This window comes from Sellimonas sp. (genome assembly GCF_047234585.1).
GTDB classification, from domain to species: Bacteria; Bacillota; Clostridia; order Lachnospirales; family Lachnospiraceae; genus Sellimonas; species Sellimonas caecigallum.
Genome location: NZ_JBKSWG010000029.1, coordinates 1 through 25,563, shown reverse-complemented (window position 1 = coordinate 25,563; position 25,563 = coordinate 1). Strand labels below are relative to the sequence as shown.

Genomic DNA, 25,563 nt, shown 5'->3' with positions numbered 1-25,563 from the left:
CAGTATTTTCATGGATTGTGGCACTCATTTTTCTTTTCAACTGTCAAAGATGGGAGTATAACTTGATTTCATGACAAATGTCAACCCTTTTTTCCTTTCTCTTGTCAGCTTTTCCGTCCACAGCTATAATAGTCTGAAGAAGGGGGCTTACCTCTGAAAGAAAGGAGATCTTTATGAAACTTGTTTTTCTGGACGCAAAAACCATCGGCTCTGACATTGATCTGAGTGCCTTCTCATCGCTTGGCGAAGTGGTTCTTTATGACTTTTCTTCTCCGGAAGAGGCTTTTGTCCGCTCAAAGGAGGCGGACGTTTTGATCGTGAATAAAACAGAGATCAACGCCCGCACGATTGGGCAGGCTGAGCATCTGAAACTTGTCTGTGTGACCGCCACAGGAACAAACAATCTGGATAAACTGTACCTGGAAAGCCGAGGAATCTCGTGGCGCAATGTAGCCGGGTATTCTACGGAGTCTGTAGCACAGCATACCTTTGCCATGCTGTTCTTCCTCCTGGAAAAGCTCCGGTATTATGATGAATATGTAAAAGGCGGACATTACGTCAATGATCGGATTTTCACACATTTCAGTGAGCAGTTCCATGAACTGTCACAAATGCGCTTTGGCATCATCGGTCTTGGAAATATCGGGAGACGTGTCGCAGATATCGCTTCCTGCTTTGGCGCGGATGTGGTCTACTATTCCTCATCCAACGCCCCTTGTCAAAAAGGCTATCATCAGGTAGACTTAGACACTCTCCTTCGCACATCGGATATCATTTCCATCCATGCTCCTCTAACCGACCGCACGGAGAATCTGATCGATGCCGCTGCTCTTGCGAAAATGAAGCCTTCCTGTATCCTTCTGAATCTTGGGCGTGGCCCTATTGTCGTGGAAGAGGACCTGGCTTTGGCTCTGGAAAACGGTGTGATTGCCGCTGCGGGTCTGGACGTCCTCCGTGAGGAGCCGATGGCTTCTGATAATCCGCTCCTGCGGATCAAGGACAGCCGCAGACTTCTGATCACACCACATATCGCCTGGGCCGCTGTGGAGTCCCGCACACGACTTATGGAAATCATCTTTGGACAAATCAGAGAATATTTCGGAATCTGATCTTTCGCAGCGGACATAAGGCCGCACATCTCTTTCGGGCGGCCGCTATGGCGGCGGAGGCTCCCAAAAGGAGTACTCCGGCCGCAAGGCAAAAATCTCCGATATTAAATGTCAGATTGCGGATTCTCTCCTTTTTAAAAGGAAATCCGATATAGTCCACCACATATCCACGGAAAAATCGATCGTAAAGATTGCTTAATCCTCCTGCCAGCATCAGATCCAGACCGGCTTTTTGTCCAAACCCTTTTTTGAAACGTCCATACCAGATTCTTGTCAGAAGAAGCAGGACCGCGGATCCTGCGGATGTCGCTTTTACGATCTTTTCTTCTCCGTCCAGAATGTTAAATGCCATTCCATGGTTATGCACTTTCCTGATCAGGATCTTTTCCCCAAAAAGAGCCGTTTCTTTTTGGGAATCCGGCTTTTTTTCTGTTTTATATTTAAAAAACAGATCCAGACCCAGAAGCGACAAGGAAAGGATCGGTATCCTTTTTTTCATCTGTTCTATTCTCCTTTAATCTTTGCAATTTCTTTCTGGATATCTGCAATGGATTCTTCTCTCTTTTCGATAGCTTCGCAAAGTTCAACACAGTCCATATCCTGAATCTCATTTTCCCGGAATTTTTCGTAGATCTTCTTTCCAATATCGATATAGTCTCTCTCGTTTGCCCTCTCCAGCGTTCGTATCTGGCTTTTAAATTTCTCTGTATCTAAAATCTCTGTTGTTTTTTTCCCTACAATATCTGCTGTTTCTGTAAATTTTTTTCCAAGTTCACTAAAAAAATCGCTCATCCTGTATTATCTCCTTTCGTTACAACTGCCGGATTTCTTCCAACGTGTGGTACAGATCCATCGTCCCAAACCCCCAAAGCCGGTTTGGATATTCTGTATTCTCCTTTCTTCTTGTGCCCAGGATCAGGATATTTTTGACCTGGGCGGAGGATGCCTGGGAATTCTGGTTCTGCGTAATCCACTGAAGAAGCAGCGCTGCGCTTCCTCCTGCAATAGCTGTTCCGGCGCTGGAGCCTGAACGCTCCGTAAAATTTCCTCCCGGCACCGCTCCGGTCACATACATGCCGGGAACGGCAAACTCGGGTTTTATCATTCTATTTCTAGTATATCCCCTGCCCGACTGAATCGCAACCGAATTTTCTTCCCAGTTATAATAAGAAGCAGTAATAGCCGACGGCGTGCTGCCAGGTTCCAGTATGGTTTCATCCGGGCTGGATCTCAGAAAGTAAGCTTCCCCTGTGAGAAATTCCGTGACAGGCATCCAGATATGGAAAAGCCCATCAATACTCTGGAGCGGTTCCAACCCAATCTTCCATATCCCCTGCGCAGGGTTTTCAAACCGCACAATGATCAGTTCCGAGTTAGTCCGTTCCACAAGCAGCCGGTAATCGATCACAATCTTCGTCTGCTCAAATAAAAATTCGTACTCATTCCTGCTGTTTTGGCGGATGGGAATCTTCTGTATGGATTCACCGGACGGCGAGGTTAAGGACACGGCCAGCACATTTGGGATATCAGTCCACACTTCCATCTGGAATCCTTTTACATTTTCCCCTACCCGGAGCTCCACCTCCGTGCCTTCCCCTTGTGTGCCGGTCATTCCTTTATAATGATGACGTTTATCCGCCTCATTTCCTGTCCCCGTTACAACAACACGGTTCTTCATATTGGCATAAACTTCCAGCTCCTCACAGATGGGGGCCGTGCCATTATGTCCCCCGAGACTGCACCCTAGCGGGACACAGATAACCAAGGGCATCTCATATTTTTTCGCCAGACTGTTCAGGTAAAAAAGCCCTGCCAGCATATCATTTTCCTGAAATGCTTCTGCCCCCTCTTTGATAAAATAGTAATCTCTCAGGTATTGTTTCGCCCCCTTCAGTTTGACCATGGCGATCATTGATTCCGGCGCTGCCCCAAGGAATTGATTTTCCACATTTGCACTTCCGGCCGCCACACTTGCCGTGAAAGTCCCATGTCCGTTTGTATCCTGTGACGGTACAAAGGCAAGAGGATCTTCGCTTTGCAGAGCGCGGTTGATGTCCTCCCTTGTGTAGACACTTCCGTACCCAAAATGCTCTTCCGGGTTTCCATCCTGTATCGTCTGGTCCCAGATTCCCAGGATGCGCGTGGAGCCATCCAGATTCCGGAACACTGGATTGCGGTAGTCAAGTCCGGTATCCAAAAATCCCATCAAAATCCCCTGCCCTTTCAATTCCAGAGAAGGATAACTCTGTACAGGAGTAATTCCTGCCGCGTTCAGCGGCCCCAGATCGAGAAGAGTAAAACATTTTGGAATCGAGTAATAGGGGATATCATTGATGGGAAGACGATCCGCCTCCTCTTCCTGGATATAAACATTCCAATACATCTGTCCTGCTTCTTTCCGACACCAGCTTCTAGGATCCAGCCCGTCCAAAAGCTGCATCCATCTTGAATTAAACATAAAATCTCTGTATGACTCCGATAAGATTGCCTCTTTACAGTCTTTCATGTCAAAAAACCTCATATACTTTTTGTAAGTATATGAGGTTCCAAATTAATTTATTTCCAGTTTTGGGACTTCCTGCCCGCGCAGTTTAATGACCGGACCGCCAGTTCCTTCTATGTATGCTCTTGTAATGATCACTTCCCCGATATTGTCATCTTTTGGTATTTCATACATGATATCCAGCATGAATTCCTCAATGATGGCACGGAGCGCTCGTGCGCCTGTGTCTTTCTCTGTTGCCTTTTCTGCAATCGCATACAGAGCGTCTTCCTCAAATTCCAGTCTGACTTCATCCAGAGCAAGCAGCTTCTGGTACTGCTTCAAAATTGCATTTTTCGGCTCTTTGAGAATCTTGACAAGCATATCTTTATCCAGCCCCTGTAATGTGTAGATGACCGGAAGACGTCCAAGGAATTCCGGTATCATACCGAAATTGCGAAGATCCTCTACCGTGACTTTTGACAGCAGATTTTTATCCTGATCATACTTATCCTTCAGATCAGCGATAAAGCCGATGGAAGAATGCTTATTGAGCCGCTCTTTTATGATCTGTTCCAGCCCTGGGAAGGCGCCGCCGCAGATAAAAAGAATATTTTTCGTATTGACTGTTGTGAGAGGTACCATGGCATTCTTGCTGTTTGCTCCTACTGGTACTTCCACTTCACTTCCTTCCAAAAGTTTCAGCATTCCCTGCTGAACCGATTCGCCGCTTACATCCCGCTGGTTTGTGTTCTTTTTCTTGGCGATCTTGTCGATCTCATCCACAAATATGATCCCTCTTTCCGCCTTCTCCACATCGTTGTCCGCAGCTGCCAGGAGCTTGGACACAAGGCTTTCGATATCGTCGCCGATATAACCCGCCTCGGTAAGAGATGTTGCATCCGTGATGGCAAGCGGCACATCGAGAAGTCTCGCAAGTGTTTTGACAAGATAGGTCTTTCCAGATCCCGTCGGTCCGATCATCAGCATGTTGGATTTATCGATCTCGATATCATCCATCGTATCAGTGGCTACCCTCTTGTAATGGTTATAAACAGCTACTGAAATCACTTTCTTTGCATATTCCTGACCGATCACATATTCATCCAGCTTGGCTTTGATTTTATGAGGAGCCGGAATATGGTTCAGATCCAGTTCCGGCTGATTCTCTGTCTTTTCTTTTTTCTTCTTTACTTTCTGCTGCTTTGGCATCATATTTTCCAGATCCTGCATATTGAGGACCTGCACTCCCGGAATACGCATCAACTGGTTCAGATCGATCTGCCCATTGTTCATCATGTCAAAGCTTCTCTGCATACACTCCGGACAGACATGCAGATTGTTCGGGAGGTCTACCATCTTCCCGGCCACACTCTCCGGTCGATGACAGATGGAACATATTTTTTCATACTCTCTGTCGTCTCTGGACGTATCTTCCACAACGCCTTTGACTGCTTCTTCCAGTTTCTGCTCATCTGTCTTTTCTTCGTCTATCGTTGTATTTTTTTCATCTGACATAGCTATATCCCTTTCTATTCCCGTATAGTGGATATTATAGACCAGATACAGCATTCGGACAAGTAAACTTTTTCTTAAATCCTCTTTTCCCCCGCAATTTCTCTGTGTTTCCTCTTATTCTTCAGCCCACTCTTTCAGTTCTGCTTCCATCATCACTCCAGAATGGCGTTTTACTGCCTCCCCGTTTTTGAAGAGTACGACTGTCGGAATGCTGAGAATTCGAAACTGTTTTGCGAGTTCTCTGTTTTCATCTACATTGACTTTTCCGACTTTCACTGCGTCTGTTCCTTCCGCATATGCATGCAGGATCGGAATAAAGGTCTGGCAAGGTCCGCACCATTCTGCCCAGAAATCGATGAGTACCGGTTTTTCAGATTTTAACACTTCCTGCTCAAAATTTTCATTTGTTATTTTCAATACTTCTGACATATCATATTCCTCCTGTATCAATTTTCTTTTAATATCGTTACATCTATTATACTCTATCCCAGAACACTTTCCGTAACAAAGTCACAAACCCGGTTTTACCGCAGACTTCCCTCGGCCAGTTCATACAGCGCGTTCTTATCGAGAATCCGCACTTTCCCTCTGGAAGCTGCCACAAATCCTTCCTGCTGGAAGTATTTCATCATCCGTGAAATAACCTCTCTTGCTGTCCCTAGTTCTCTTGCTGCCATCTCATGGGTCAATGTGATTTCCTCGGCTCCTTCATTTTCCGCTTCTTCCATCAGAAATGCCGCCAGCCTTTTATCCATACTTTTGCTCAAAATCTGTTCCATTGTCCACATCACATCGGAAAACCGAGAAGCCATCAGATCGTTTGTATACTTCATGACCGGAAGAGAGGTCTCCATCAATTTCCCATATACTCCCGGATCAATAACCCAATAATCCGATTCTTCTTTTGCTTCCATCCAGATGTCAAAATCAATGTTCCTGAAAATACAGCTTGCCGCAAAAAGGCACATATCCCTTTCAAAAAGCCGGTATACCGTGATTTCTTTCCCTTCTTCCGAAATAATATAGCTGCGGAACTGTCCTTTCTTTACAATCAGGAACCCAAGACAGTCTTCGTTCCCCTTGTGAATCATCTCTCCCTTTTCTGCATGCATCAGCCGTGTGTGGCTACGGATCTGTTCTTTGTCCGTCTCCGATAGCTCTTCAAAAAACGGAAGATAGTCTTCCAGCATAGTTTCTTCTTTTTGAGTCATTTTTATCCCTCATTTTCCATTAGACGCAAAAATTCTTCTTCCGAAAGGATCGGAATACCAAGCTCTTTTGCCTTTCGGTTCTTGGAAGAAGTGGAATTGGCATCGTTGTTGATCAGGTACGTCGTCTTGGATGTCACAGAACCGGTGGCTTTTCCACCACGTTTTTCTATCTCAGCTTTGATTTCCCCACGATTTTTAAAATGTTCCACACTTCCCGTGATCACAAAGGTCATACCTTCAAAGATCTGAGCTTCCTGAATATTCTCTTTTTGCAGATTTACTTCCTTTAACAGATGGAGATACTGCTGCCGCTTCTTTTCCTCCCGGAAGTAAGCTGTCACGTTTTTCGCGATGACTTCCCCGATGCCCGGGATCGCACTCAATGTCTCCTCGTCCGCTTCCAGAAGCTTCTGCGGGTCATAGTCCAGCTCTTTGCAGATGAGTTTTGCGTTTGCAAGCCCTACGTTTTCAATTCCAAGGGCATAGACAAGTCTTGGCAGTGTTGTCTCCCTTGATTTTTCGATACTTTCCAGAAGGTTTGCGCAGGATTTTTCCCCAAATCCATCCATCTCCGTAATGACATCCCGATGCTGGTCAATATGGTAGATATCTGCAAATTCATGGATAAAGCCCTTCCCAATAAATTTTTCCAGCGTTGCTTCTGAAAGGCCGTCAATATTCATAGCATCCCTGCTTACGAACAGGGTAAATGCTTTGATCTGTTTTGCCTGACAGAAAGGATTGGTGCAGTAGAGCGCTTTGGCGTTCATGATCTGCCGGATCTGTGTCTTTCCCTGGCATACAGGACATGTCTCCGGAATATCCTTTACTCCGCTTCTTGTGAGATTTTGAGCAATCTGCGGGATTATCATATTTGCTTTGTACACCTCGATCCTGTCTCCGACTCCAAGCTCCAGTTCCTCCATGATACTGATATTGTGGACACTTGCCCTGGAAACAGTAGTCCCTTCCAGTTCTACCGGTTCGAAGATCGCCACCGGATTGATGAGTCCGGTCCTGGAAGGACTCCACTCGATTTCGGTCAGCGTCGTCTCCTTTGTCTCATCCGCCCATTTGAAGGCAAATGAATCGCGCGGAAATTTTGCCGTGGCCCCAAGAGATTCCCCGTATACGATATCGTCATAGACAAGTACGAGTCCGTCGGACGGAACTTCATTTTCCTGGATACGATCTGCAAACCAGGCAATGTCTTCTTCCACTGTCTCCCTTGTCGTCATGCGATATTCCACTGTCTCAAATCCTTGGCTTAAAAGCCATTCCATCTGCTTTTCTCTCGAATTTTCAAAATCCACTCCATCCGCTCTCACAAGGGAAAATGCATAGAATCGCACATTTCTCTTTGCCGTGATCTCATTGTTCAGCTGACGGACAGATCCGCTGCACAGATTCCTTGGATTTTTGTATTTCGCATCCACGTCTTCGATCTCTTCATTGATTTTTTCAAAATCCTTGTACCGGATGACTGCTTCTCCTCTCAGGATCAGTTCGCCCTGGTAAGCGATCTTAAGCGGGATGTTCCGGAATACTCTTGCATTGTTCGTAATGACTTCTCCGATTTCTCCATTTCCTCTTGTGACTGCTTTGAAAAGGACTCCTTCCCGGTAGGTAAGGACAATGGTCAGTCCGTCCATCTTCCAGGATAAAAGTGCCTTCTGGTCTCCTAAAAACTCTTTCAGGCGCCCTACTTCCTTTGTTTTGTCCAGGGAAAGCATCGGTCTTTCGTGGCGCTCTTTTGGAAGCTCGCTCAAGACTTCGTATCCCACGTGCACAGTCGGACTTAGCGCCATTGTCATGTTCAATTCTTTCTCCAAAGAGACGAGCTCATCATACAGTCTGTCGTATTCGTAATTGCTCATGATTTCTCTTGCTTCCTGATAGTAGGCACGTCCCGCCCGGTTCAGAAGTTCTACAAGCTCCTGCATCCGTTCTTTCTTATCCTGTGTATTGATTTCTGTCTGTGCCATTTATTTCTTTCTCCTGTTCTTTTTTCTCCTTTGCCAATGACGGTCGTATTGGAAGAATGCGCGATCATACGGTACAGCCCGTTTAATTCGCTGTCCGTAAGGGGCCGGTATTCTCCCGGTTTCAAATTTCCAAGATGGATATTCATAATGCGGATCCGTTTAAGCTTGATCACTTTACATCCGCAGGCCTCACACATCCTGCGGATCTGCCGGTTTAACCCCTGGGTCAATATGATTCGGAATGTGTCTTTCCCAATCTTTTCTGTTTTGCAAGGCCTTGTGACCGTGTCAAGGATCTGAACGCCTTGCGACATTTTTCTTAAAAAGTCGTCTGTAACCGGTTGATTGATCTTTACTATATATTCTTTTTCATGACAGTTTCCTGCCCTCATCATTTTGTTGATGATATCTCCGTTGTTCGTCATAAGAAGCAGGCCTTCCGAATCTTTGTCAAGTCTTCCCACATATGTGATGCGCGTCGGATAATCCAGGAAACGGATGATATTGTTTGGTTCTTTTTTTTCTTCGGTACAGACGATTCCTACCGGCTTGTTGACTGCCAGCACGACCATTTTGGTTTCCGGCTTGACCGGCTTTCCATCGACGCACACTTTCTGATCCGGAAGGATCTGCATCCCTCTTTCGGCCTTCTTGCCGTCTACCGTTACCTTGCCTTCGCCGATCAGGCGATCCGCCTCTCTTCTTGAACATATGCCCGATTCACTTAAATATTTGTTCAGTCTGACTGTCTCTCTTTGAGACCGCTTTTCAAACTGTTCTCTGATCTGGTTTCCCACTGGCCTACCCTCTCTGATCCATGGTAAAAAAAGCGGCTGAAAATGCAGAAAGTGCCTCCATATCTTTTCTTCCCATCAATTCCCGGCTGGAATGCATCGCCAAAAGCGGCACGCCGATATCCACTGTTTTGACCGGAATCATAGCGGATGCGATAGCGCCAAGCGTCCCGCCTCCAGTTCCATCCGAGCGGTTTGCAAACTTCTGATATGGGATTCCCTCCCGGTCACAGATGGACTGCACGATACCAACAGCCTCACAATCTGTGGCATAACTCTGGGAAGAGGACTCTTTGATACAGAATCCTCCGTTTAACACCGGATGATTCGTAGGATCGGCTTTTTCCTGATAGTTCGGGTGCAGTCCATGTGCAACATCTACTGAGAGGAGCATTCCCTCAGAAAGTCCCTGTAAAAGCTTTGTCCTTTGAATGGACAGCCCTTCATAAATGCGTTCCAGCACAAGCATCAAAAGGGTGGATCCCGCTCCTTGTTTTGTACGGCTTCCGATTTCCTCGTGATCAAATACGACGCTTACATTCAGCCCTTCCCGGCGCACCCCTTTCGTGATCCCATCAATGATAGCCTGAACACTTGTCAGATCGTCGAGCCGCGGCGCGGAGACAAATTCCCCGTCAAATCCAACGCATGTTCCGGTATCCGCATTGTAGATATTCAGCTCATATTCCAGGATATCTTCCGGCATCACATGAAGTTTGTCGGCAAGAAGCTTCTTCATATAGCCATCTGTCGTCTCTTGTCCTGCCATGCCTGCAAGCGGCAGCATCTGCGTCTGCCGGTTCAGTTCCCTGCCTTTATTCATATCCCGGTCCAGATGGATCGCGATATTTGGGATAGTGAGCACCGGTTTTTCAAAGTCAACAAGATACAGATCCGGGTGGAAAACATCCTCACTTTTTACCGCAACCCTCCCTGCAATGGAAAGCGGCCGGTCCATCCAGCTTGCAAGATTTACTCCGCCGTACGGCTCTGTGTTCAGTTTCAGATATGCCTCCGCTTTCATCTCCGGGGATGGTTTCAGGCGAAATCCCGGAAAGTCCCCATGAGCTGCCGCCATGCGGATACTCTCTCCTCCAAAATCCTCTCCTATTGTAAACGCAAAGATCGTCGTTCCGTGGTGTATGATATAATATTTTCCACCTTTTTGAAGATTCCATTCTTCTTTCCAGCAAAGAGGGGCAAATCCCTTCTCTTCCAAAATTTCTTTTACTGCTTCTGCCGTGTGGAACGGTGATACCGCCTTTTCGGTAAGCGCCAGCAGTCTTTCTATCTCATTCATCGTATCATCCTCCATCTTCTTTCTGCTCTTTTACAACATGACGAGCACTATCTTTATCTTACTGAGAAAGGGTGCAAAAGTCAACGACTGGTCTTTACTCTTCCTAACAAATGCGATATACTATTTGCACTTATTCTGAAAGGAGTACTTGCATGCAATACTTTGTCACATTTCTCGAGGGTTTGATCACATTTATCTCTCCGTGCCTTCTTCCTATGCTTCCAATTTATCTTTCCTACATGGCCGGAGAGGAAGCAGCTTCCGGAAAAACAAGGCGTCTTGGCGCCTTTACCAATGCCGTAGGATTTGTGCTTGGATTTACATTTATGTTTCTTCTTATGGGAGCGTTCGCAGGATCTATCGGCATGCTTCTTTCCCGATACCAGATTGTCGTGAATGTCATAAGCGGCCTTCTTGTGGTCTGCTTCGGTCTTTCTTTTCTTGGTGTCTGGAAACTGTCTTTTCTGACCGGTATCAAAGACGGGAAATTTCTGTCAGAAAAAATGAGTTTTTTCTCCTCCCTGCTGTTCGGAATTATTTTCTCTGTCGGCTGGACTCCGTGTGTAGGAGCCTTTCTCGGTTCTGCCCTCATGCTGGCCTCCCAGCAGGGATCAGTTTTTAAGGGAATCTTCTTGCTTTTGTGCTATTCCGCAGGTCTTGGGATCCCATTTCTCCTAAGCGCTGTCCTGATCCACCAGCTCAACACGGCCATCAGCTGGATCGGCCGTCACTACCAGGTTATCAACCGCATTTCCGGATTTCTTCTGATCTTTGTCGGAATTCTAATGATGACCGGGCTTTTTGGAAACTTGTTAACGATACTCTCATAAGGAGGACTTTCTATGAAATCCAATAAAAATCTGATCATCACGATCATTGTCTTTGCCCTGATCCTGGGCGTTTCTGTCTTTTTGTACCAAGCCTTAAAGGATACGGAAAAACAAGGTGGTCTTTCCTCCTCCGAAGAAAAAAAGGACAGCAAAAAAGAATCCGGATCCGATAAACCTTCCACGTCTCTTCCAGATGCCATGGATTTTACCGTGCAGGATGAAGACGGCAATACGGTAACCTTCTCCAATCTGTTCGGCAAACCGATCGTCCTGAACTTCTGGAACAGCAACTGTCCTCCATGCCGTCAGGAAATGCCTGATTTTGAGGAGGTACACAAAGAAAATCCAGATGTCCAGTTCGTGATGGTAGATACCGTCGGCATGAACGGGGAGACGCTGGAATCCGGGAAAACCTATATCCAGGAAACCGGCTTTACCTTTCCTGTCTATTACGATGTGGATATGGAAGCCATCCGCGCTTACAGCATCCGCGCATTCCCGACAACATATCTGATCAATTCCGAAGGGAAGATCGAAGCATACGGAGAAGGCATGCTGGACAAAGAGACTCTCATCAACGCTCTTGCATCCATCAAATAGCTTCTGCTATACTGTAATAGCATACTTGCTTCGGGAGGTTCCTATGAACAGTTATCACATGAATACAAAAAAATGCATGTCCGCTCTCCTCTTATCGGACGCTTTTGACTCCTTCTCTTTTATCGAAGGAGAAATCACGACCTTCTGCACGTTTCAGATTGATGGAACCTATCATCCATCCTTTTACGGGGACACAGCGGAAACCCCGGACGAAAGGCAGATCCGCTGGAAACAGATCCGGGAATACTGCTTTTCTCTTATCAAAGGAAAACAGACACCGCTGCACTTCCGCCTCATCTTCTCCCTGCCCCCGGAAAATATCCGAAAACTCCTGGAAACAGAAGGTCTTCCCCTTCGTCCCGGCGATGTAAAAGGACTGTATCTGAACTTCAAATACGACGGTACAAAACTTGTCTGCACTACGGGTACATCACTCAATCTCTTTACCATGGACAAAAGCTTGGAACATGCCTGGGACAGATTAGTACCAAAATACTTTATGAAAAAAAGACTGGAGTTTGAAGAAATACTGTAAAACAATACAAGAAAGGGCAAGACGAAAAATACAGATTACTCAAAGGGGGACGGGTTCCGACTCATCGGAACCCGTCCCCCTTTAACAAATTTGCTATTTTGTGAGCATCATCATAATGTCGTTGCTTCGTTTGATGAATGCTGTCATTTCTTCCGGATTCAGCGGTTTATTGGAGAGCATTGCCAGATCATAGAGCTGCTGGCAAATGATCGTTGTGTTTTCTCCGTCTTTATGGTTTTCAATATACTGTACAAGTGGGTGGTTTGCATTCAGTACAAGTGTTGTATCTGTCCCAAACATAGATGGATCCATACCTGTCATACCGTACATTTTCATCATTTCCTGCATTCTTCTGGATTCTTCGGAGAGTACCATCATGGATGCCACATTTTCGTCTTTGAGTTTTTCGATCTTGACATTCAGCTTATCGTTTGCGAGTGCTTTTTTCACGATTTCCGCAATTTCGCCGGAGCGTTTTTCAAAGGCTTCTTTTTCGTCTTCCTGCACTTCTTCTTTGAACTGATCTGTTACTTCTGCGTCAATTCTCTGGAAGTGGATATGCTGATTTCTCTGTTCTAACTGTGTGATGAACGGAGAATCGATATTGTGGGAGAGAATGACTGCATCCAGTCCCTGACTTTTGAACATGTTGATGTACTGGCTCTGCTGCTGTTCGTCTGTCACGTAATAGATTGTCTTCTTTTCCGGTTCTTTTGCTTCTTCTTTTGTATCCTCATTCTTTTCTTCTGTCTCTTCCGGTGCTTCTCCGATGAGTTCTTTCATCGTAAGGTATTTATGGTCAAGATTTTTAAAGAGGATGGAGTCCATCATTTTATCGCAGAATTTCTGATCTTTGAGACATCCGAATTTGACGAACGGGCTGATATCATCCCAGTATTTTTCATAGTTCTCAAGATCTGTATTACACATTCCAGTCAGCTTATCTGCCACTTTCTTGGAAATATATTCTGCCACTTTGTTTACGAAGCCGTCATTTTGAAGTGCACTTCTTGACACATTCAGCGGCAGATCCGGGCAGTCGATAACACCTTTGAGGAGCATCAGGTATTCCGGAATGATCTCTTTGATGTTGTCCGCGATGAATACCTGATTGTTGTACAGTTTTATCGTTCCTTCGATAGAGTCGTATTCCGTGTTGATCTTCGGGAAGTAGAGGATTCCTTTCAGATTGAACGGGTAATCCATGTTCAGGTGAATCCAGAACAACGGTTCTTTGTAATCGAGGAATACTTTTCTGTAAAATTCGATATAGTCCTCTTTTTTGCATTCGTTCGGATGTTTCGCCCAAAGCGGATGGATATCATTGATCGGAACCGGACGTTTTTCTATCTTTACTTTGTCCTGTGCCGGGGAAATTTCTACCATTTCTTTTTCGCCGTTGTCCTTTTCCCGTTCTTCCATCTTTGCATCTTCGTGGATATGTTCCACGACAATATCGGTATCTCTCAGATCTTTTTCATCGATCGTCTCATACTCTTTTTCTGCGTTTTCTTTTGCCAGATAGATTTCCACCGGCATGAAGGAACAGTATTTTTCGAGTACTTCCCGAGCGCGGTATTCATTGGCAAATGCGAGACTGTCTTCATTCAGGAAGAGTGTGATCTCTGTTCCGATCTCTTCTTTGTTCCCGGTCTGCATCTCATAGTCTGTTCCGCCTTCGCTTACCCAGTGTACCGGCTCAGCGCCTTCTTTGTAAGACAGAGTGTCGATATGCACTTCGTCTGCCACCATAAAGGCAGAGTAAAATCCAAGTCCGAAATGTCCGATCATATCGTCTTCCGTCGTCTTGTCTTTGTACTTTTCCAGGAACTGGGTTGCTCCAGAAAATGCGATCTGTGTAATGTACTCTTCCACTTCATCGGCTGTCATACCAATCCCGTTATCAATAAATTTCAGTGTCTTTTCTTCCGGATTTACAAGTACATGGATCTCTGGTTTATAATCTGCCGCCAGACTGTATTCTCCCATCATATCCAGCTTTCTGATTTTTGTGATGGCATCGCATCCGTTGGAAATCAGCTCACGGAAAAAGATATCGTGATCAGAATAGACCCACTTTTTGATGATCGGAAAAATATTTTCACTGCTGATGGAAAGGCTTCCTTTTTTTACTGACATATCTATCACTCCTTAAAAATTTTTTACTTTTTGACATCTAACAGTAATCTTAATACCGGGATTTAAAAAAGTCAATAGAAAATTAGCACTCTTTCAAAAAGAGTGCTAACAATCCAACCTATTCAACACTTTTCATCGACTCAACCATATCGATCTTCTTCAGCTTATAGTACATTACCCAGTTTACAAACAGTGAGAATGCCACTGTAAAGAGTGCACTGTACAGATAGCTCTGCCAGTTGATGACTCTGCCGAACATGACAACATCTACTTCCACTGTCGTTATGACAAACCGGTGCAGGATCCATCCGAGTCCCATCCCAATGAGGATACTTAGGAAGGTCAGCAGGATATTTTCCCTGTAGACATAGGAACTTACTTCGTTGTCGTAAAATCCCAGTACTTTCAGCGTAGCCAGCTCTCTTCTTCTTTCTGTGATATTGATGTTATTCAAGTTGTAGAGAACAACGAAGGCAAGCATTCCAGCTGATATGATCAGCACGACGATGACAAGATTCAGACTTTTAAGCATTGTATTCAGCTGATCTTCTATACTGTTTGTATAGGTCACATTCATGACGCCGTCCTGCTTTAATATTTTTTCCCCAGTCTGATCGAGTTTCTTCTGAGAATTATCTTTCAGATCAAAAAGAAGAGTGTTATACTCCGGGACAGCTCCGTACACTTCTTCGTAAAGGTTCTCTGTCATGTAGACATAATGTTCCATATAGTTTTCACAGATGTCTGTCACAGTAACTTCCTTCTTTTCTTCTCCTTCAGCTCCCAGATAAATCTTGTCGCCTTTTTTCACATCCAATGTTTTTGCCATCTTTTCAGTAAGGATAACGCCATCATCTGTAAGCTCATAGGTCTCCTGGCTCTTTCTGTCACGAAATACAAGGAACCGGCTGATGTCATCTTTATCTCTTACAATGCATTGATAAACACTTTCTGCATCTCCCTGATCATTGGCTGATACCTGGACACGCCTCATATCCGCTTCTGCATATCCATCTACGTTTTTCATATCCGAAAGCAGTTCCTTCGTATCTGCTTTTTCCTGATCTGTTATTGTATCGCTGAGATAAACCATACCGTCATACACCTGAAGCTCCTGATACTGGAGCGTTCCGATGCACATGATAGAATCTTTTAATCCAAAACCGACTACCATCAGTGCCATACATCCCCCGATTCCTGCCAGGGTCATGAATAGCCGTTTCTTATATCGGAACAGATTGCGAATAGTGGATTTCCAGATAAAACTCAAATGCTTCCATATAAATCCAATCCTCTCCAGAAGGATCCGTTTTCCTTCTTTTGGAGAAGGCGGCCGCATCAATTCTGCCGGCTGTGCTGCAAGCGCTTTGTAGCATGCATACAGCGTGGCAAGCAATGTGCATGCCAGCGCGGCTGCCGTCGCCATAGCAGCATAACTCCACTGATATGGGATCACGATATGCGGAAGATGTGTGTACATGATCCGGTAAGAATAAATGATGATGTACGGCAGTGCTTTCTCGCCTACAAGCACACCGAGGACACTGCCTCCCAGTGTAGCAAGCAATGCATAGAGCAAATATTTTCCCGCAATGGATTTCTTTCCATAGCCAAGCGCCTTCAAAGTCCCGATCTGCCCTCGTTCCTCCTCAACCATACGGGTCATCGTCGTCAAACTTATGAGTGCCGCCACGAGGAAAAAAAGTTCCGGAAATACTTCTCCGATAGCCCGCATTCGGTCTGCATTCTCTCCGTAGCTTGTATACTCGGTAAGGATATCCCGATCTCTTACATACCATGTCGGCAGGCCGATCTCGTCCAACTCAGCCCTGGCATCCGCAATCTTTTGCTCCGCTTCCTTGAATTGTTCTTCAGCTTCTCTCTTTTGCTTTTCGTACTCTTCTTTTCCTTCCGCCAATTCTTTTTCTCCGGAGAGGATCGCCTGCTGTGCCTCACTCAACTGGTTTTCTTTTTCAACAAGAAGGTTTTCTGCTTCTGAAAGGAGCTTTTCGCCTGAAATGATCTGATTTTCCGCATCCATAAGCTGTGTCTCGGCAGACTGAAGCTTGGCTTCAGCTTCCTGGATCTGGGCTTCCCCCATGGCAAATCCCTTCTCTGCCTCTTCTTTTGCATCCAATAACGCCTGCTTTCCGGCATTCAGCTTTTCTATTCCCGCTTGATACTGTACTTTTGCATCTGCAAGCTGTTCTTTTTTTTCGGCAAGCATCCGCTCTGATGACTCCAAAGTTTTTTCCATCTCTGCAAGCTTTGCTTCCTGGATATTCAGCTCCTCTTCTTTCTCTTTTAACTGAGTTTTTGCCTCTTCTATCTGCTGCCTTGCGTCCTGAAGTTTTTCATCTCCTTCTTTCCACTGTTTCTTCAAATCCTCAAGAACCGGTGTCAATATATCTGAAAGATCCGGATTTTCCTCAATCTGCCGTTCCATTTCTTCGATCTGTCTGGAAAACTCATCGAGCTTCTCCTGACCTTCCTGAATTTCCTGCTCTTTTTCCGCTATTTCTGCTTCCGCTTTTTCTTTCTCCTTAAGGAAAATCTCCTTTGCCGCATTCAGTTTTTCTTTGCCTTCTTCCAGGGATTTTCTTGCTTCTTCCAGTTTTGGCTCCTGTTTTGCAATCTCCGCTTCTCCGCTTTCAATCAGTTCTGACGTCTGGGCAAGTTTCTCCTCATTTTCTTTTAGTATGGCCTCCTGTCGGTCAAACTCGTCGTAAGCGGCGTCCCGTTTGGCTTGAAAGCTTTTCCTTTGGGCGTCCAGCTCATCTTTCCCTGTCTGCAGCTCCCTCATACCTGACTCATACTGATCTTTTGCTTCCTGAAGTGTCCCTTTTCGGCTGTCGATCTCTTCCTTTCCAGATGCCAGCGCCTCCTGCCCGTCTACAACCTGTTGTCTGCCATCTGAAAGCTTTTTTTCGCTGTCCGAGATTTTCTGTCCTGCTTCAGCGAGCTGTCTGTCAGCCTCTTCTCTGGCTTCCTGAAGCTCCTGCTCTGAATCTGAAATTTCGATGTCTGCCTCTTCCCGAATCTGTGAAAGTCTTTCCTCGCATCGGGCATCCGCGATATCTTCCACACGTTCTTTTACTTCTTTGACTCGCTCGTCGTAACCGTCGGTATAAGCAGTCTCCTCCCTGGCTCCCTCTACCAACAGATATGCTTCCGTGTACACATCCATGGAAAATGCATCCGGAAGGACAACTGCAAATCCGGCAATTTCTCCATTTCCGATCAAAGAACTGCCCCTCTCAAATGAAATATAACAGGAACTGCTTCCGGCGCCGACGATTTCATATTCCTCCGAGGCAAGGCTGTCCGTGATCTCATCTGCTGTACCAGAAGAAAAACGGATCTTATCCCCAATCTGATACCCGGATGACTCCATGAAATCCTCATCCAGAAGGATCTCATCAACCGTTTCCGGCATCCGGCCCTTGGACACAGAAATGTCGTTGATGGTTGGAAGATCCGACTGAATATGTACGACTTTTTCATTTTGGCCAATTTTTGTGACGGCATCGACACTGTATCCCCCTTCGACCCGCTCCACTCCTTCGACCTTTGAAAGTGCCGTGATATCATCTTCGGTAAGTCCCATGGTACCCTGCACTTTCAGATCCATCATGTTTGTCTCATCGTAATACGTATCTCCCGAGATACGCATATCCGGCTCTGATGACCGTATCCCGGAAAAGAACGCCACGCCTAGCGCCACGATAAAGAAAATGGAGAAAAAGCGGCCTTTGCTTTTCCGGACTGCCATCCAAAACTCTTTTCTCAATGCCTTCTTCTTCATATCGTCACCACCATTACCACTCTATCGTCTCAACCGGCACCGGATGATCATTTTGGATGATCTTCGATACTTTTCCATTCTTGATATGTATGACACGATCCGCCATCGGCGCGATGGCCGAATTGTGCGTGATCAAAATAACCGTCATCCCTTTTTCACGACACGTATCCTGCAAAAGCTTCAAAATCGCTTTCCCAGTGTTATAGTCAAGAGCTCCTGTAGGCTCATCACACAACAAAAGCTTAGGATTCTTGGCAAGGGCTCTGGCAATGGAAACTCTCTGCTGCTCGCCTCCTGAAAGCTGGGCCGGAAAATTTTTCATCCTCTTTTCCAAACCGACTTCGCGGAGAACTGTCTCTGCATCCAGCGGCTCCTTGCAAATCTGCAATGCCAGTTCTACATTTTCAAGCGCCGTAAGATTTGGTATCAGGTTATAGAACTGAAATACAAAGCCGATATCCTCCCTCCGATACCCGATCAGCTGTTTAGGTTTATATTTTGTAATATCCTCGCCATCAATCAGCACTTGTCCGCTCGTAGCCGTATCCATCCCGCCAAGAATGTTCAAAACCGTCGTTTTTCCAGCGCCGCTTGGTCCTACAACGACTGCGAACTCTCCTTTTTCTATCTCAAAGTCGATTCCGTCTGCGGCTCGTATCTCCACTTCCCCCATCTTGTAAATCTTTCGAACATCCTTTAATGTCACAAAGCTTTCCATAAGCCACACCTCAACTTTTGTCTTGCAGTAATTTCTTCTTATATTTATAATAACAGATAAGGGGTTGAAAAAACAGCCTTGAAGGAGGAATTTTTATGGGAACATTTTCGATTGAACATGCAAAGACTGACGTCGCTCTGGACAGGATTGCAGCACTTGCAAATGAAATCTGGCACGAACATTTTGTGCCCATCATCGGTCTTGAGCAAGTCAATTACATGGTCGGCAAATTTCAGTCTTACCCAGCTCTAAAAGATCAGGTAAAAGACGGCTATGAATACTATCAGATTTTTTCAGACGGAGTTTTTGCAGGGTATATGGGCATCCATCCGGAAGAAAATTGCGTATTTCTGAGCAAGCTTTATCTTCACAAGGACTACCGCGGACAGGGTCTTGCCTCCCAGGCGGCTGCATTCCTAAAAGAGATGTGCCGTAAACGCGGATGGAAAAAAATCTGGCTAACGTGCAATAAAAATAACGAAAACACGCTGGCCGTATACCGTCATCTCGGATTCGAAAATGTCCGTTCAGAAGTTACAGATATCGGAAATGGCTTCGTCATGGACGATTATATTTTGGAGCTCACTGTGGACTAAGAGACGATTGATCCAAACATCATTCAGAAAGGGAGATATATATGGAAACACAGAAATCAAAGGTATACTTTTCGGATCTCCGCGCCCTTCCGGGCACAAGCCTTCCGGAAAAATTAAAGAAACTCATCCGCCGCGCAGGAATCGGCGACATTGACTTTGACAAAAAGATGACAGCTATCAAGATTCACTTTGGAGAACCGGGAAATCTTTCCTTCCTAAGGCCAAACTGGGCCAAGGCCGTAGCGGATGTTGTAAAAGAACTTGGCGGAAAACCATTTCTCACGGACTGCAATACCCTCTATGTCGGACGCAGAAAAGACGCTCTGGAACATCTGGAAAGTGCTCTGGAAAATGGTTTCAGCCCGTTTTCCACAGGATGTCAGATCATTATCGGCGATGGTCTGAAAGGAACCGACGAGACTTACGTACCTGTCAAAGACGGCGAACTCGTCACGGAAGCAAAGATTGGTACTGCCATCATGGACGCCGATATTTTCATCTCTTTGAATCATTTCAAAGGTCATGAGGCCACCGGATTTGGAGGGGCTCTGAAAAATATCGGAATGGGATGCGGTTCCCGGGCCGGGAAAATGGAAATGCACAACAGCGGAAAACCAACGGTCGATCAGGAACGCTGCGTAGGATGCCGGACCTGTTCCAAAAACTGTGCTCACGGAGCCATCTCCTTTGACGAGCACCGCAAGGCATCCATTGACCACACAAAATGTGTAGGATGCGGGCGCTGCCTTGGGTCCTGCAACTTTGACGCCATCTACAACGAAAACTCTTCCGCTGTCAAAGAGCTGGATATGAAAATCGCCGAATACTCCAAAGCAGTTTTGGACGGCCGCCCGAACTTCCACATCAATCTTGTCATCGACATCTCTCCGTACTGTGACTGTCACGGAGAAAATGACGTGCCGATCCTCCCGGATATCGGAATGTTTGCAAGTTTTGATCCGGTTGCTCTCGATCAGGCCTGTGTGGATGCATGCAATGCCCAAAAGCCGATGCCTGGAAGTCTCCTTGATGACCGTATGCATGAAGAGGGATTCTGTGACCACCATGACCATTTCGTGAATACAACTCCGGACTCCGGCTGGGAATACTGCCTGGAGCATGCGGAAAAGATCGGTCTTGGCACACGCCAGTACGAACTGATCACAATCTAGATATCAGACAAAAATCGATGCACCTGCCGCAGACTGACGTCTGCACAAGTGCATCGATTTTTTCATTTTATGATCAAATATCAGTTTGTCTCGTTTTGTCCTACCTCAGCCAGCGATTTTACAAGCCCCGCAATTCCCTGGATCTCGGACGGAATGATGATCTTTGTAGCCTTGCCATCTGCAGCTTTCTCAAAAGCTTCCAGACTCTTCAGTGTAAGCACCGCTTCGTCTGCACCTGCTTCCCTGAGGAAACGAAGTCCGTCTGCATTGGCCTTCTGGACTTTCAGGATGGCCTCCGCCTCTCCTTCTGCCTCTTTTATCATCTTTTCTTTTTCCGCTTCGGCTCTCAAGATAGCTGCCTGTTTCTCTGCCTCTGCGTCCAGAATGGCAGATTCTTTGTGCCCTTCTGCCACAAGGATCGTGGATTTCTTTTCACCTTCCGCTCGAAGGATCGCCTCTCTCCTCTCACGCTCTGCCTTCATCTGTTTTTCCATGGCATCCCGGATCGCAGAAGGCGGAATGATATTCTTCAGTTCCACACGATTGACTTTGATCCCCCACGGATCGGTGGCCAGATCAAGCTCTGATCTCATCTTTGTGTTGATCGTTTCGCGGGATGTAAGCGTCTGATCCAGCTCCAGATCACCTATGATATTCCGAAGTGTCGTGGCTGTAAGATTCTCGATGGCCATGATCGGATTTGCCACTCCATAACAGAAAAGTTTCGGATCTGTGATCTGATAGAATACAACGGTGTCAATCTGCATCGTAACATTGTCTTTCGTGATAACCGCCTGGGGTTCAAAATCTACTACCTGTTCTTTCAAGTCGATGCGTCTTGCCACCCGCTCGATGATCGGAAGCTTAAAATGGATCCCAACTCCCCAGGTCGCCTGATATGCACCGAGCCTTTCGATGACGATCGCCTGCGCCTGATGAACGATCTTCACACAGGAAATCAGAATCAGAACAATAAGAACCAGCACGATAATCCCTAAAATTTTCATTGCCAACATTTACTTTTCCTCCTTTTCCCTTACGATCAGCTTTACGCCTTCTACCGCTTCCACAACGGCATTCTTTCCCTCCTCTATCTCTTTTTGATTGTCTGCGGATCTGGCCGTCCACTCCTGTCCGCCAAGCATTACCTTCCCTGTCTGTCCGGCATTGCTGATCCTAGCTGTGACACGGACTGTCTGTCCTATGGCACTTTCATAGTTGGTTTTTTCCGTCTTTTTATTGACGTATTTCAACGCCCATGGTCTTGTGAACACAAGAAGGACGATCGAAATCACAAGAAATCCTCCGATCTGCCAGCCCACCGAAAGCCCCGTAAAGGTAAGACCAAAAGCAGCTGCAGACCCCGCCGCAAACCAGATTGTCGTAAGTCCGACTGTGGCGATCTCAATGATCATCAGTACTACAAACAATGCAAGCCATACAATGCGCATTGTCTCCGGTGTCAGATTTGATAAAATTTCCATCCTCTTCCCTCCATAGCATGATTCTTTTCTGAATTTTGCACCATAAACTTCTTTATTTTCAGTTTACACTCTTTCTTTTTATTTTGCAAGCAGAATACTATGTCTTGACACTGTTTTTAATAATATATCTTTCTATTTACAATTTTCTGTATACCGTGATTATCATCGTCGCAAAGCATGCCGCTCCACCGATCAGATTCGATATCGGTTCGGCCAGAAACACTCCATTGACGCCAAGATTTCCAACCATTGGAAGGAAGAGTGTAAGCGGGATCACAATGATCGCTTTTCGAAGCAGAGAGAAAAATACTGCCTGCCTGGACTTTCCAAGTGCCACAAACGCAGACTGCCCTGCAAACTGCAGCGCCATCAGAAAAATTCCGAAGAAATAGATCCGGAAAGCAGGTACACCTGCCTTCAAAAGCTCCGGCTCATTATTAAAAAGATGAATAAAAACCTGAGGAAAGAAGAAAAGGGCTGCCCAGATGATGCACGTAAAAATGACACAGCTGATTCCCATGAAGCGGATGGCTTTTTTGACCCGTTTTGTCTCTCCAGCCCCGTAATTAAATCCAATAACCGGCTGTGCTCCGTTTGTCAGACCATTGACTGGCATCGTGATAATCTCCCGAACAGAGTTGATAACAGTCATCACTCCCACATACAGATCTCCTCCGTACCGTGACAGCATGGCATTGCACACGATCTGAACAGCTCCATTTGTTACCGACATCACAAAGCCGGAAAGACCCAGCCCGGTAATCTCCCTGATCAATTTCCCGTCCGGCCTCATGGCTTTTTTATTCAGTCGGAAAATCGCCCTTCTTCCTCTCAGAAATCCCAGCACATATAATGCTGATACTCCCTGGGATATGATAGTGGCGACAGCCGCCCCCTGTACACCCATGTGGAGCACGAAAATGAAAAGTGGATCCAAGACAAGATTCAATACTGCCCCCACCAGGACGGTAAGCATACCCATCTTGCCAAATCCCTGAGAATTGATAAAGTTGTTCATCCCGAGGCTTACCATGACGAACAAAGTCCCCGCCAGGTAAACAGACAGATAAGCATTGGCATACGGATAGGTCACATCACTGGCACCGAAAAGATAAAGCATCGGCTCCTTAAACAGGTAAGAAACTGCCATCAGGATACCACCGGAAACCAAAAGCATTGTAAAAGCATTCCCCATGATCTTCTCCGCCCTTACCGTATCCCCGGCTCCTCTTGCGATGGAACACAGCGGAGCACCTCCCATCCCGAACAGGTTGGCAAACGCTGTGATCATCGTAATAACAGGAAGTGCCAGCCCGATTCCGGTAAGCGCTTCCGTGGAAGCATGGGGAATATGCCCGATATAGATACGGTCTACCACATTGTAAAGGACATTGACCAGCTGGGCCACCGTCATGGGCACCGCCAGATTCATGATATTTTTTGCTACGCTTCCTTTACTGAAATCATTTATATTTTCCACATTTTTCGCCTCTTTTATTCTTTTCTGCACAGTCTGCGCATCTTGTCGTACACATCGCCATTGTGCTCCTCATCTGTCATCGTAATGATAATGTCCCCGGTCATGATCCGTGTCCGGCCCTTCGGGATCAGCTCCTTCTCGCCTCGCTTTACCGCCACCAACAGGCAGTGTTCTGGCCACAGGATGTCCCGGATCTGTTTTCCGGAAACGGCGGAATCCTCCGTCACTGCATAGTAATCCAGCACTTTCTCTCCGCCGTCTTTCTCTGTTTCCACGTGCATCCCCTCTAAAATCCGCTCCAGAAGACTCTCGTAGATCGGTTCCGATTTCAGAAGCATAGCCGTAAGATACGATACAATCGTGACAACAGAAAGAGACAGCATCTGGCTTAGGGATCCTGTCAGCTCAAAGATCAGAATGATTCCTGTCATCGGCGCACGGACAACCGCTGTGAAATAACCGGCCATAGACAGAAGGACAAAATTGTTGATGAAGATTTCCGGAATTCCAAACAAATCTGTACAGACATAACCGAAAATGCATCCCACAAATGCCCCCAACACAAGCATCGGAAAGAAAATACCTCCAGGAACTCCTGCTCCGAAACTGACTGCAGAGAACAAAAACCTCAATATAAAAAGCATCAGCAATGTTCCAAACACCATCTTCTCATGAGTCATCTGATCGATCAGACTGTGTCCGTTCCCAAGAATCTCCGGCACAGTAAATCCCAGGATACCTGCTATCCCAAACGGCACCATAACCTTAGATATCGTACCCGGAAATGGGATTTTTTTATAAATACCCTGTACTTTCAATGTAAACCAGTTGTAAAACACTCCCATCACGCCAAGGATAATCCCGAGAGCGATCAGGAAAATATAATATTTCTGCGGCAAATTCGTGGCGATCTCAAATTCAAATACCGGCTTCATTCCAAGGGCCTGGGACGTGATATAATCCGCCGCTACAGAAGCCGTCATGGCGGAGATAAACACTGCCGCCGAAAAATTTTTGTGGATTTCTTCCATCGCAAACATCACACCTGCCAATGGCGCCTGAAAAGCGGCCGCCATCCCTGCGCTGGCACCGCACGTGAGAAGAAACTTCTCCTCCGTCTTCCCGCGTTTCAAAAATCGCGAAATTCCTTTTCCCATCATAGCCCCAAGCTGGATAGACGGACCTTCTCTCCCTAGGGCAAGCCCCGCCTGCAGACAGAGGAAACCACCCACAAACTTGGCCGGAATGATCTTGTACCATTTCTGAGTGAGTTTTCCGGTCATCTCTCCCTCCAGCTGAGGTATCCCGCTTCCGGATATCATCGGCTCCCATTTTACGAGAAATCCTACAATCACGGCCATGCAGAAAAGGACTACAAACCATCCGGCTATCCGGAAAGGATGCCCTTTGGCATAAGAAAGGATCTGATTCATCCATCCGGACGCATAGGTCAAGCTAATGCGATACAAAAGAACGAGAAAGCCCGCGAAAATCCCTACCAGAAGTCCTTCGCCGATCATGATGAGCGGAAAATCCGACGCACGTTTTATTGTCTCTGATGTGTTATGTTTTTTCATTATCTATACCACCTGTCTTCTGTTTCCTATGTTTCATTATATCATCATACTGTCTATGTACAAGAGTCAACACACTTCAAACCATGTGATTCGGTCACTTTCAGCCCAAAATGTCCGAAGCGCACAAAAAAACCACAAAGTCCATTTTTTAGGACTTTGTGGTTTTCACAAATATCGGAGTGACAGGATTCGAACCTGCGGCCTCTACGTCCCGAACGTAGCGCTCTA

At 46.1% G+C, this 25,563-nt stretch carries 22 protein-coding genes; 6 read left to right on the top strand and 16 right to left on the bottom strand.

Features of this window, described 5'->3' with window-relative positions:
• The first annotated feature begins 173 nt into the window (after nucleotides 1-173).
• The gene (locus ACLROL_RS10585; protein WP_087200940.1) at nucleotides 174-1,109 is read left to right on the top strand and encodes a D-2-hydroxyacid dehydrogenase; all 936 of its coding nucleotides are present in this window, start codon (nucleotides 174-176) and stop codon (nucleotides 1,107-1,109) included.
• Here the strand turns inward: ACLROL_RS10585 and ACLROL_RS10580 are convergent.
• The 9 genes from ACLROL_RS10580 to ACLROL_RS10540 all read right to left on the bottom strand — a co-directional run bounded on the left by ACLROL_RS10580 (nucleotide 1,087) and on the right by ACLROL_RS10540 (nucleotide 10,399).
• A complete protein-coding gene (locus ACLROL_RS10580) occupies nucleotides 1,087-1,608 on the bottom strand; it encodes a signal peptidase II (RefSeq protein WP_087200942.1) in 522 nt (173 codons plus the stop codon). The two genes, ACLROL_RS10585 and ACLROL_RS10580, sit on opposite strands and share 23 nt — an antisense overlap.
• A 5-nt stretch (nucleotides 1,609-1,613) precedes the next feature.
• Entirely contained in the window at nucleotides 1,614-1,901 is a 288-nt protein-coding gene (locus ACLROL_RS10575) for a hypothetical protein (protein WP_087200944.1), read from the bottom strand.
• A gap of 19 nt (nucleotides 1,902-1,920) precedes the next feature.
• Complete coding sequence (locus ACLROL_RS10570; RefSeq protein WP_246599061.1) at nucleotides 1,921-3,615, bottom strand: S8 family peptidase; 1,695 nt, start codon at nucleotides 3,613-3,615, stop codon at nucleotides 1,921-1,923.
• Between the two features lie 45 nt (nucleotides 3,616-3,660).
• On the bottom strand, nucleotides 3,661-5,109 hold the full coding sequence (clpX, locus tag ACLROL_RS10565; RefSeq protein ID WP_087201085.1) for an ATP-dependent Clp protease ATP-binding subunit ClpX: 1,449 nt from the start codon (nucleotides 5,107-5,109) through the stop codon (nucleotides 3,661-3,663).
• 114 nt (nucleotides 5,110-5,223) lie between these two features.
• Complete coding sequence (trxA, locus tag ACLROL_RS10560) at nucleotides 5,224-5,538, bottom strand: thioredoxin (RefSeq protein ID WP_087200948.1); 315 nt, start codon at nucleotides 5,536-5,538, stop codon at nucleotides 5,224-5,226.
• 95 nt (nucleotides 5,539-5,633) lie between these two features.
• On the bottom strand, nucleotides 5,634-6,320 hold the full coding sequence (locus ACLROL_RS10555) for a Crp/Fnr family transcriptional regulator (RefSeq protein WP_087200950.1): 687 nt from the start codon (nucleotides 6,318-6,320) through the stop codon (nucleotides 5,634-5,636).
• Nucleotides 6,321-6,322: 2 nt separating this feature from the next.
• Entirely contained in the window at nucleotides 6,323-8,305 is a 1,983-nt protein-coding gene (gene ligA / locus ACLROL_RS10550; protein ID WP_246599062.1) for an NAD-dependent DNA ligase LigA, read from the bottom strand.
• Nucleotides 8,248-9,102 (bottom strand): pseudouridine synthase, encoded by an 855-nt coding sequence (locus ACLROL_RS10545; protein WP_087200952.1) that lies wholly within the window; start codon nucleotides 9,100-9,102, stop codon nucleotides 8,248-8,250. Before ACLROL_RS10545 ends, ligA begins: the two co-directional genes overlap by 58 nt.
• A 4-nt stretch (nucleotides 9,103-9,106) precedes the next feature.
• The gene (locus tag ACLROL_RS10540) at nucleotides 9,107-10,399 is read right to left on the bottom strand and encodes a M18 family aminopeptidase (protein WP_413067799.1); all 1,293 of its coding nucleotides are present in this window, start codon (nucleotides 10,397-10,399) and stop codon (nucleotides 9,107-9,109) included.
• Between the two features lie 152 nt (nucleotides 10,400-10,551).
• Here ACLROL_RS10540 and ACLROL_RS10535 point away from each other — a divergent pair, with 152 nt between their 5' ends.
• From ACLROL_RS10535 to ACLROL_RS10525, 3 genes are read left to right on the top strand one after another with little or no spacing between them, the layout of a single operon-like run.
• Complete coding sequence (locus tag ACLROL_RS10535; protein ID WP_413067798.1) at nucleotides 10,552-11,229, top strand: cytochrome c biogenesis CcdA family protein; 678 nt, start codon at nucleotides 10,552-10,554, stop codon at nucleotides 11,227-11,229.
• 12 nt (nucleotides 11,230-11,241) lie between these two features.
• The gene (locus ACLROL_RS10530; protein ID WP_413067797.1) at nucleotides 11,242-11,829 is read left to right on the top strand and encodes a TlpA family protein disulfide reductase; all 588 of its coding nucleotides are present in this window, start codon (nucleotides 11,242-11,244) and stop codon (nucleotides 11,827-11,829) included.
• Between the two features lie 43 nt (nucleotides 11,830-11,872).
• A complete protein-coding gene (locus tag ACLROL_RS10525; RefSeq protein WP_087200960.1) occupies nucleotides 11,873-12,364 on the top strand; it encodes a DUF5721 family protein in 492 nt (163 codons plus the stop codon).
• A gap of 93 nt (nucleotides 12,365-12,457) precedes the next feature.
• On the opposite strand, the gene htpG is transcribed toward ACLROL_RS10525, so the two are convergent.
• The 3 genes from htpG to ACLROL_RS10510 all read right to left on the bottom strand — a co-directional run bounded on the left by htpG (nucleotide 12,458) and on the right by ACLROL_RS10510 (nucleotide 19,026).
• Nucleotides 12,458-14,503 carry a molecular chaperone HtpG gene (gene htpG / locus ACLROL_RS10520; RefSeq protein ID WP_087211045.1) on the bottom strand — a complete coding sequence of 682 codons (2,046 nt, stop codon included), beginning with the start codon at nucleotides 14,501-14,503 and terminating at the stop codon, nucleotides 12,458-12,460.
• A gap of 118 nt (nucleotides 14,504-14,621) precedes the next feature.
• Nucleotides 14,622-18,308 (bottom strand): FtsX-like permease family protein, encoded by a 3,687-nt coding sequence (locus tag ACLROL_RS10515; protein WP_413067796.1) that lies wholly within the window; start codon nucleotides 18,306-18,308, stop codon nucleotides 14,622-14,624.
• A gap of 13 nt (nucleotides 18,309-18,321) precedes the next feature.
• Entirely contained in the window at nucleotides 18,322-19,026 is a 705-nt protein-coding gene (locus ACLROL_RS10510) for an ABC transporter ATP-binding protein (RefSeq protein WP_221919286.1), read from the bottom strand.
• 95 nt (nucleotides 19,027-19,121) lie between these two features.
• Here ACLROL_RS10510 and ACLROL_RS10505 point away from each other — a divergent pair, with 95 nt between their 5' ends.
• A complete protein-coding gene (locus tag ACLROL_RS10505) occupies nucleotides 19,122-19,622 on the top strand; it encodes a GNAT family N-acetyltransferase (RefSeq protein WP_413067795.1) in 501 nt (166 codons plus the stop codon).
• 41 nt (nucleotides 19,623-19,663) lie between these two features.
• Nucleotides 19,664-20,794: a DUF362 domain-containing protein gene (locus tag ACLROL_RS10500; RefSeq protein ID WP_413067794.1), complete on the top strand. Its 1,131-nt coding sequence runs from the start codon at nucleotides 19,664-19,666 to the stop codon at nucleotides 20,792-20,794.
• A gap of 80 nt (nucleotides 20,795-20,874) precedes the next feature.
• Here ACLROL_RS10500 and ACLROL_RS10495 read toward each other — a convergent pair whose 3' ends face one another.
• The 4 genes from ACLROL_RS10495 to ACLROL_RS10480 form a co-directional block, all read right to left on the bottom strand.
• A complete protein-coding gene (locus tag ACLROL_RS10495) occupies nucleotides 20,875-21,810 on the bottom strand; it encodes an SPFH domain-containing protein (RefSeq protein ID WP_221919289.1) in 936 nt (311 codons plus the stop codon).
• The gene (locus ACLROL_RS10490; protein ID WP_246599064.1) at nucleotides 21,811-22,278 is read right to left on the bottom strand and encodes an NfeD family protein; all 468 of its coding nucleotides are present in this window, start codon (nucleotides 22,276-22,278) and stop codon (nucleotides 21,811-21,813) included. It lies immediately after the preceding gene.
• A gap of 136 nt (nucleotides 22,279-22,414) precedes the next feature.
• Complete coding sequence (locus tag ACLROL_RS10485; RefSeq protein ID WP_413067793.1) at nucleotides 22,415-23,758, bottom strand: MATE family efflux transporter; 1,344 nt, start codon at nucleotides 23,756-23,758, stop codon at nucleotides 22,415-22,417.
• A 14-nt stretch (nucleotides 23,759-23,772) separates the two neighbouring features.
• Complete coding sequence (locus tag ACLROL_RS10480; RefSeq protein ID WP_413067792.1) at nucleotides 23,773-25,335, bottom strand: chloride channel protein; 1,563 nt, start codon at nucleotides 25,333-25,335, stop codon at nucleotides 23,773-23,775.
• Nucleotides 25,336-25,563 lie beyond the last annotated feature (228 nt).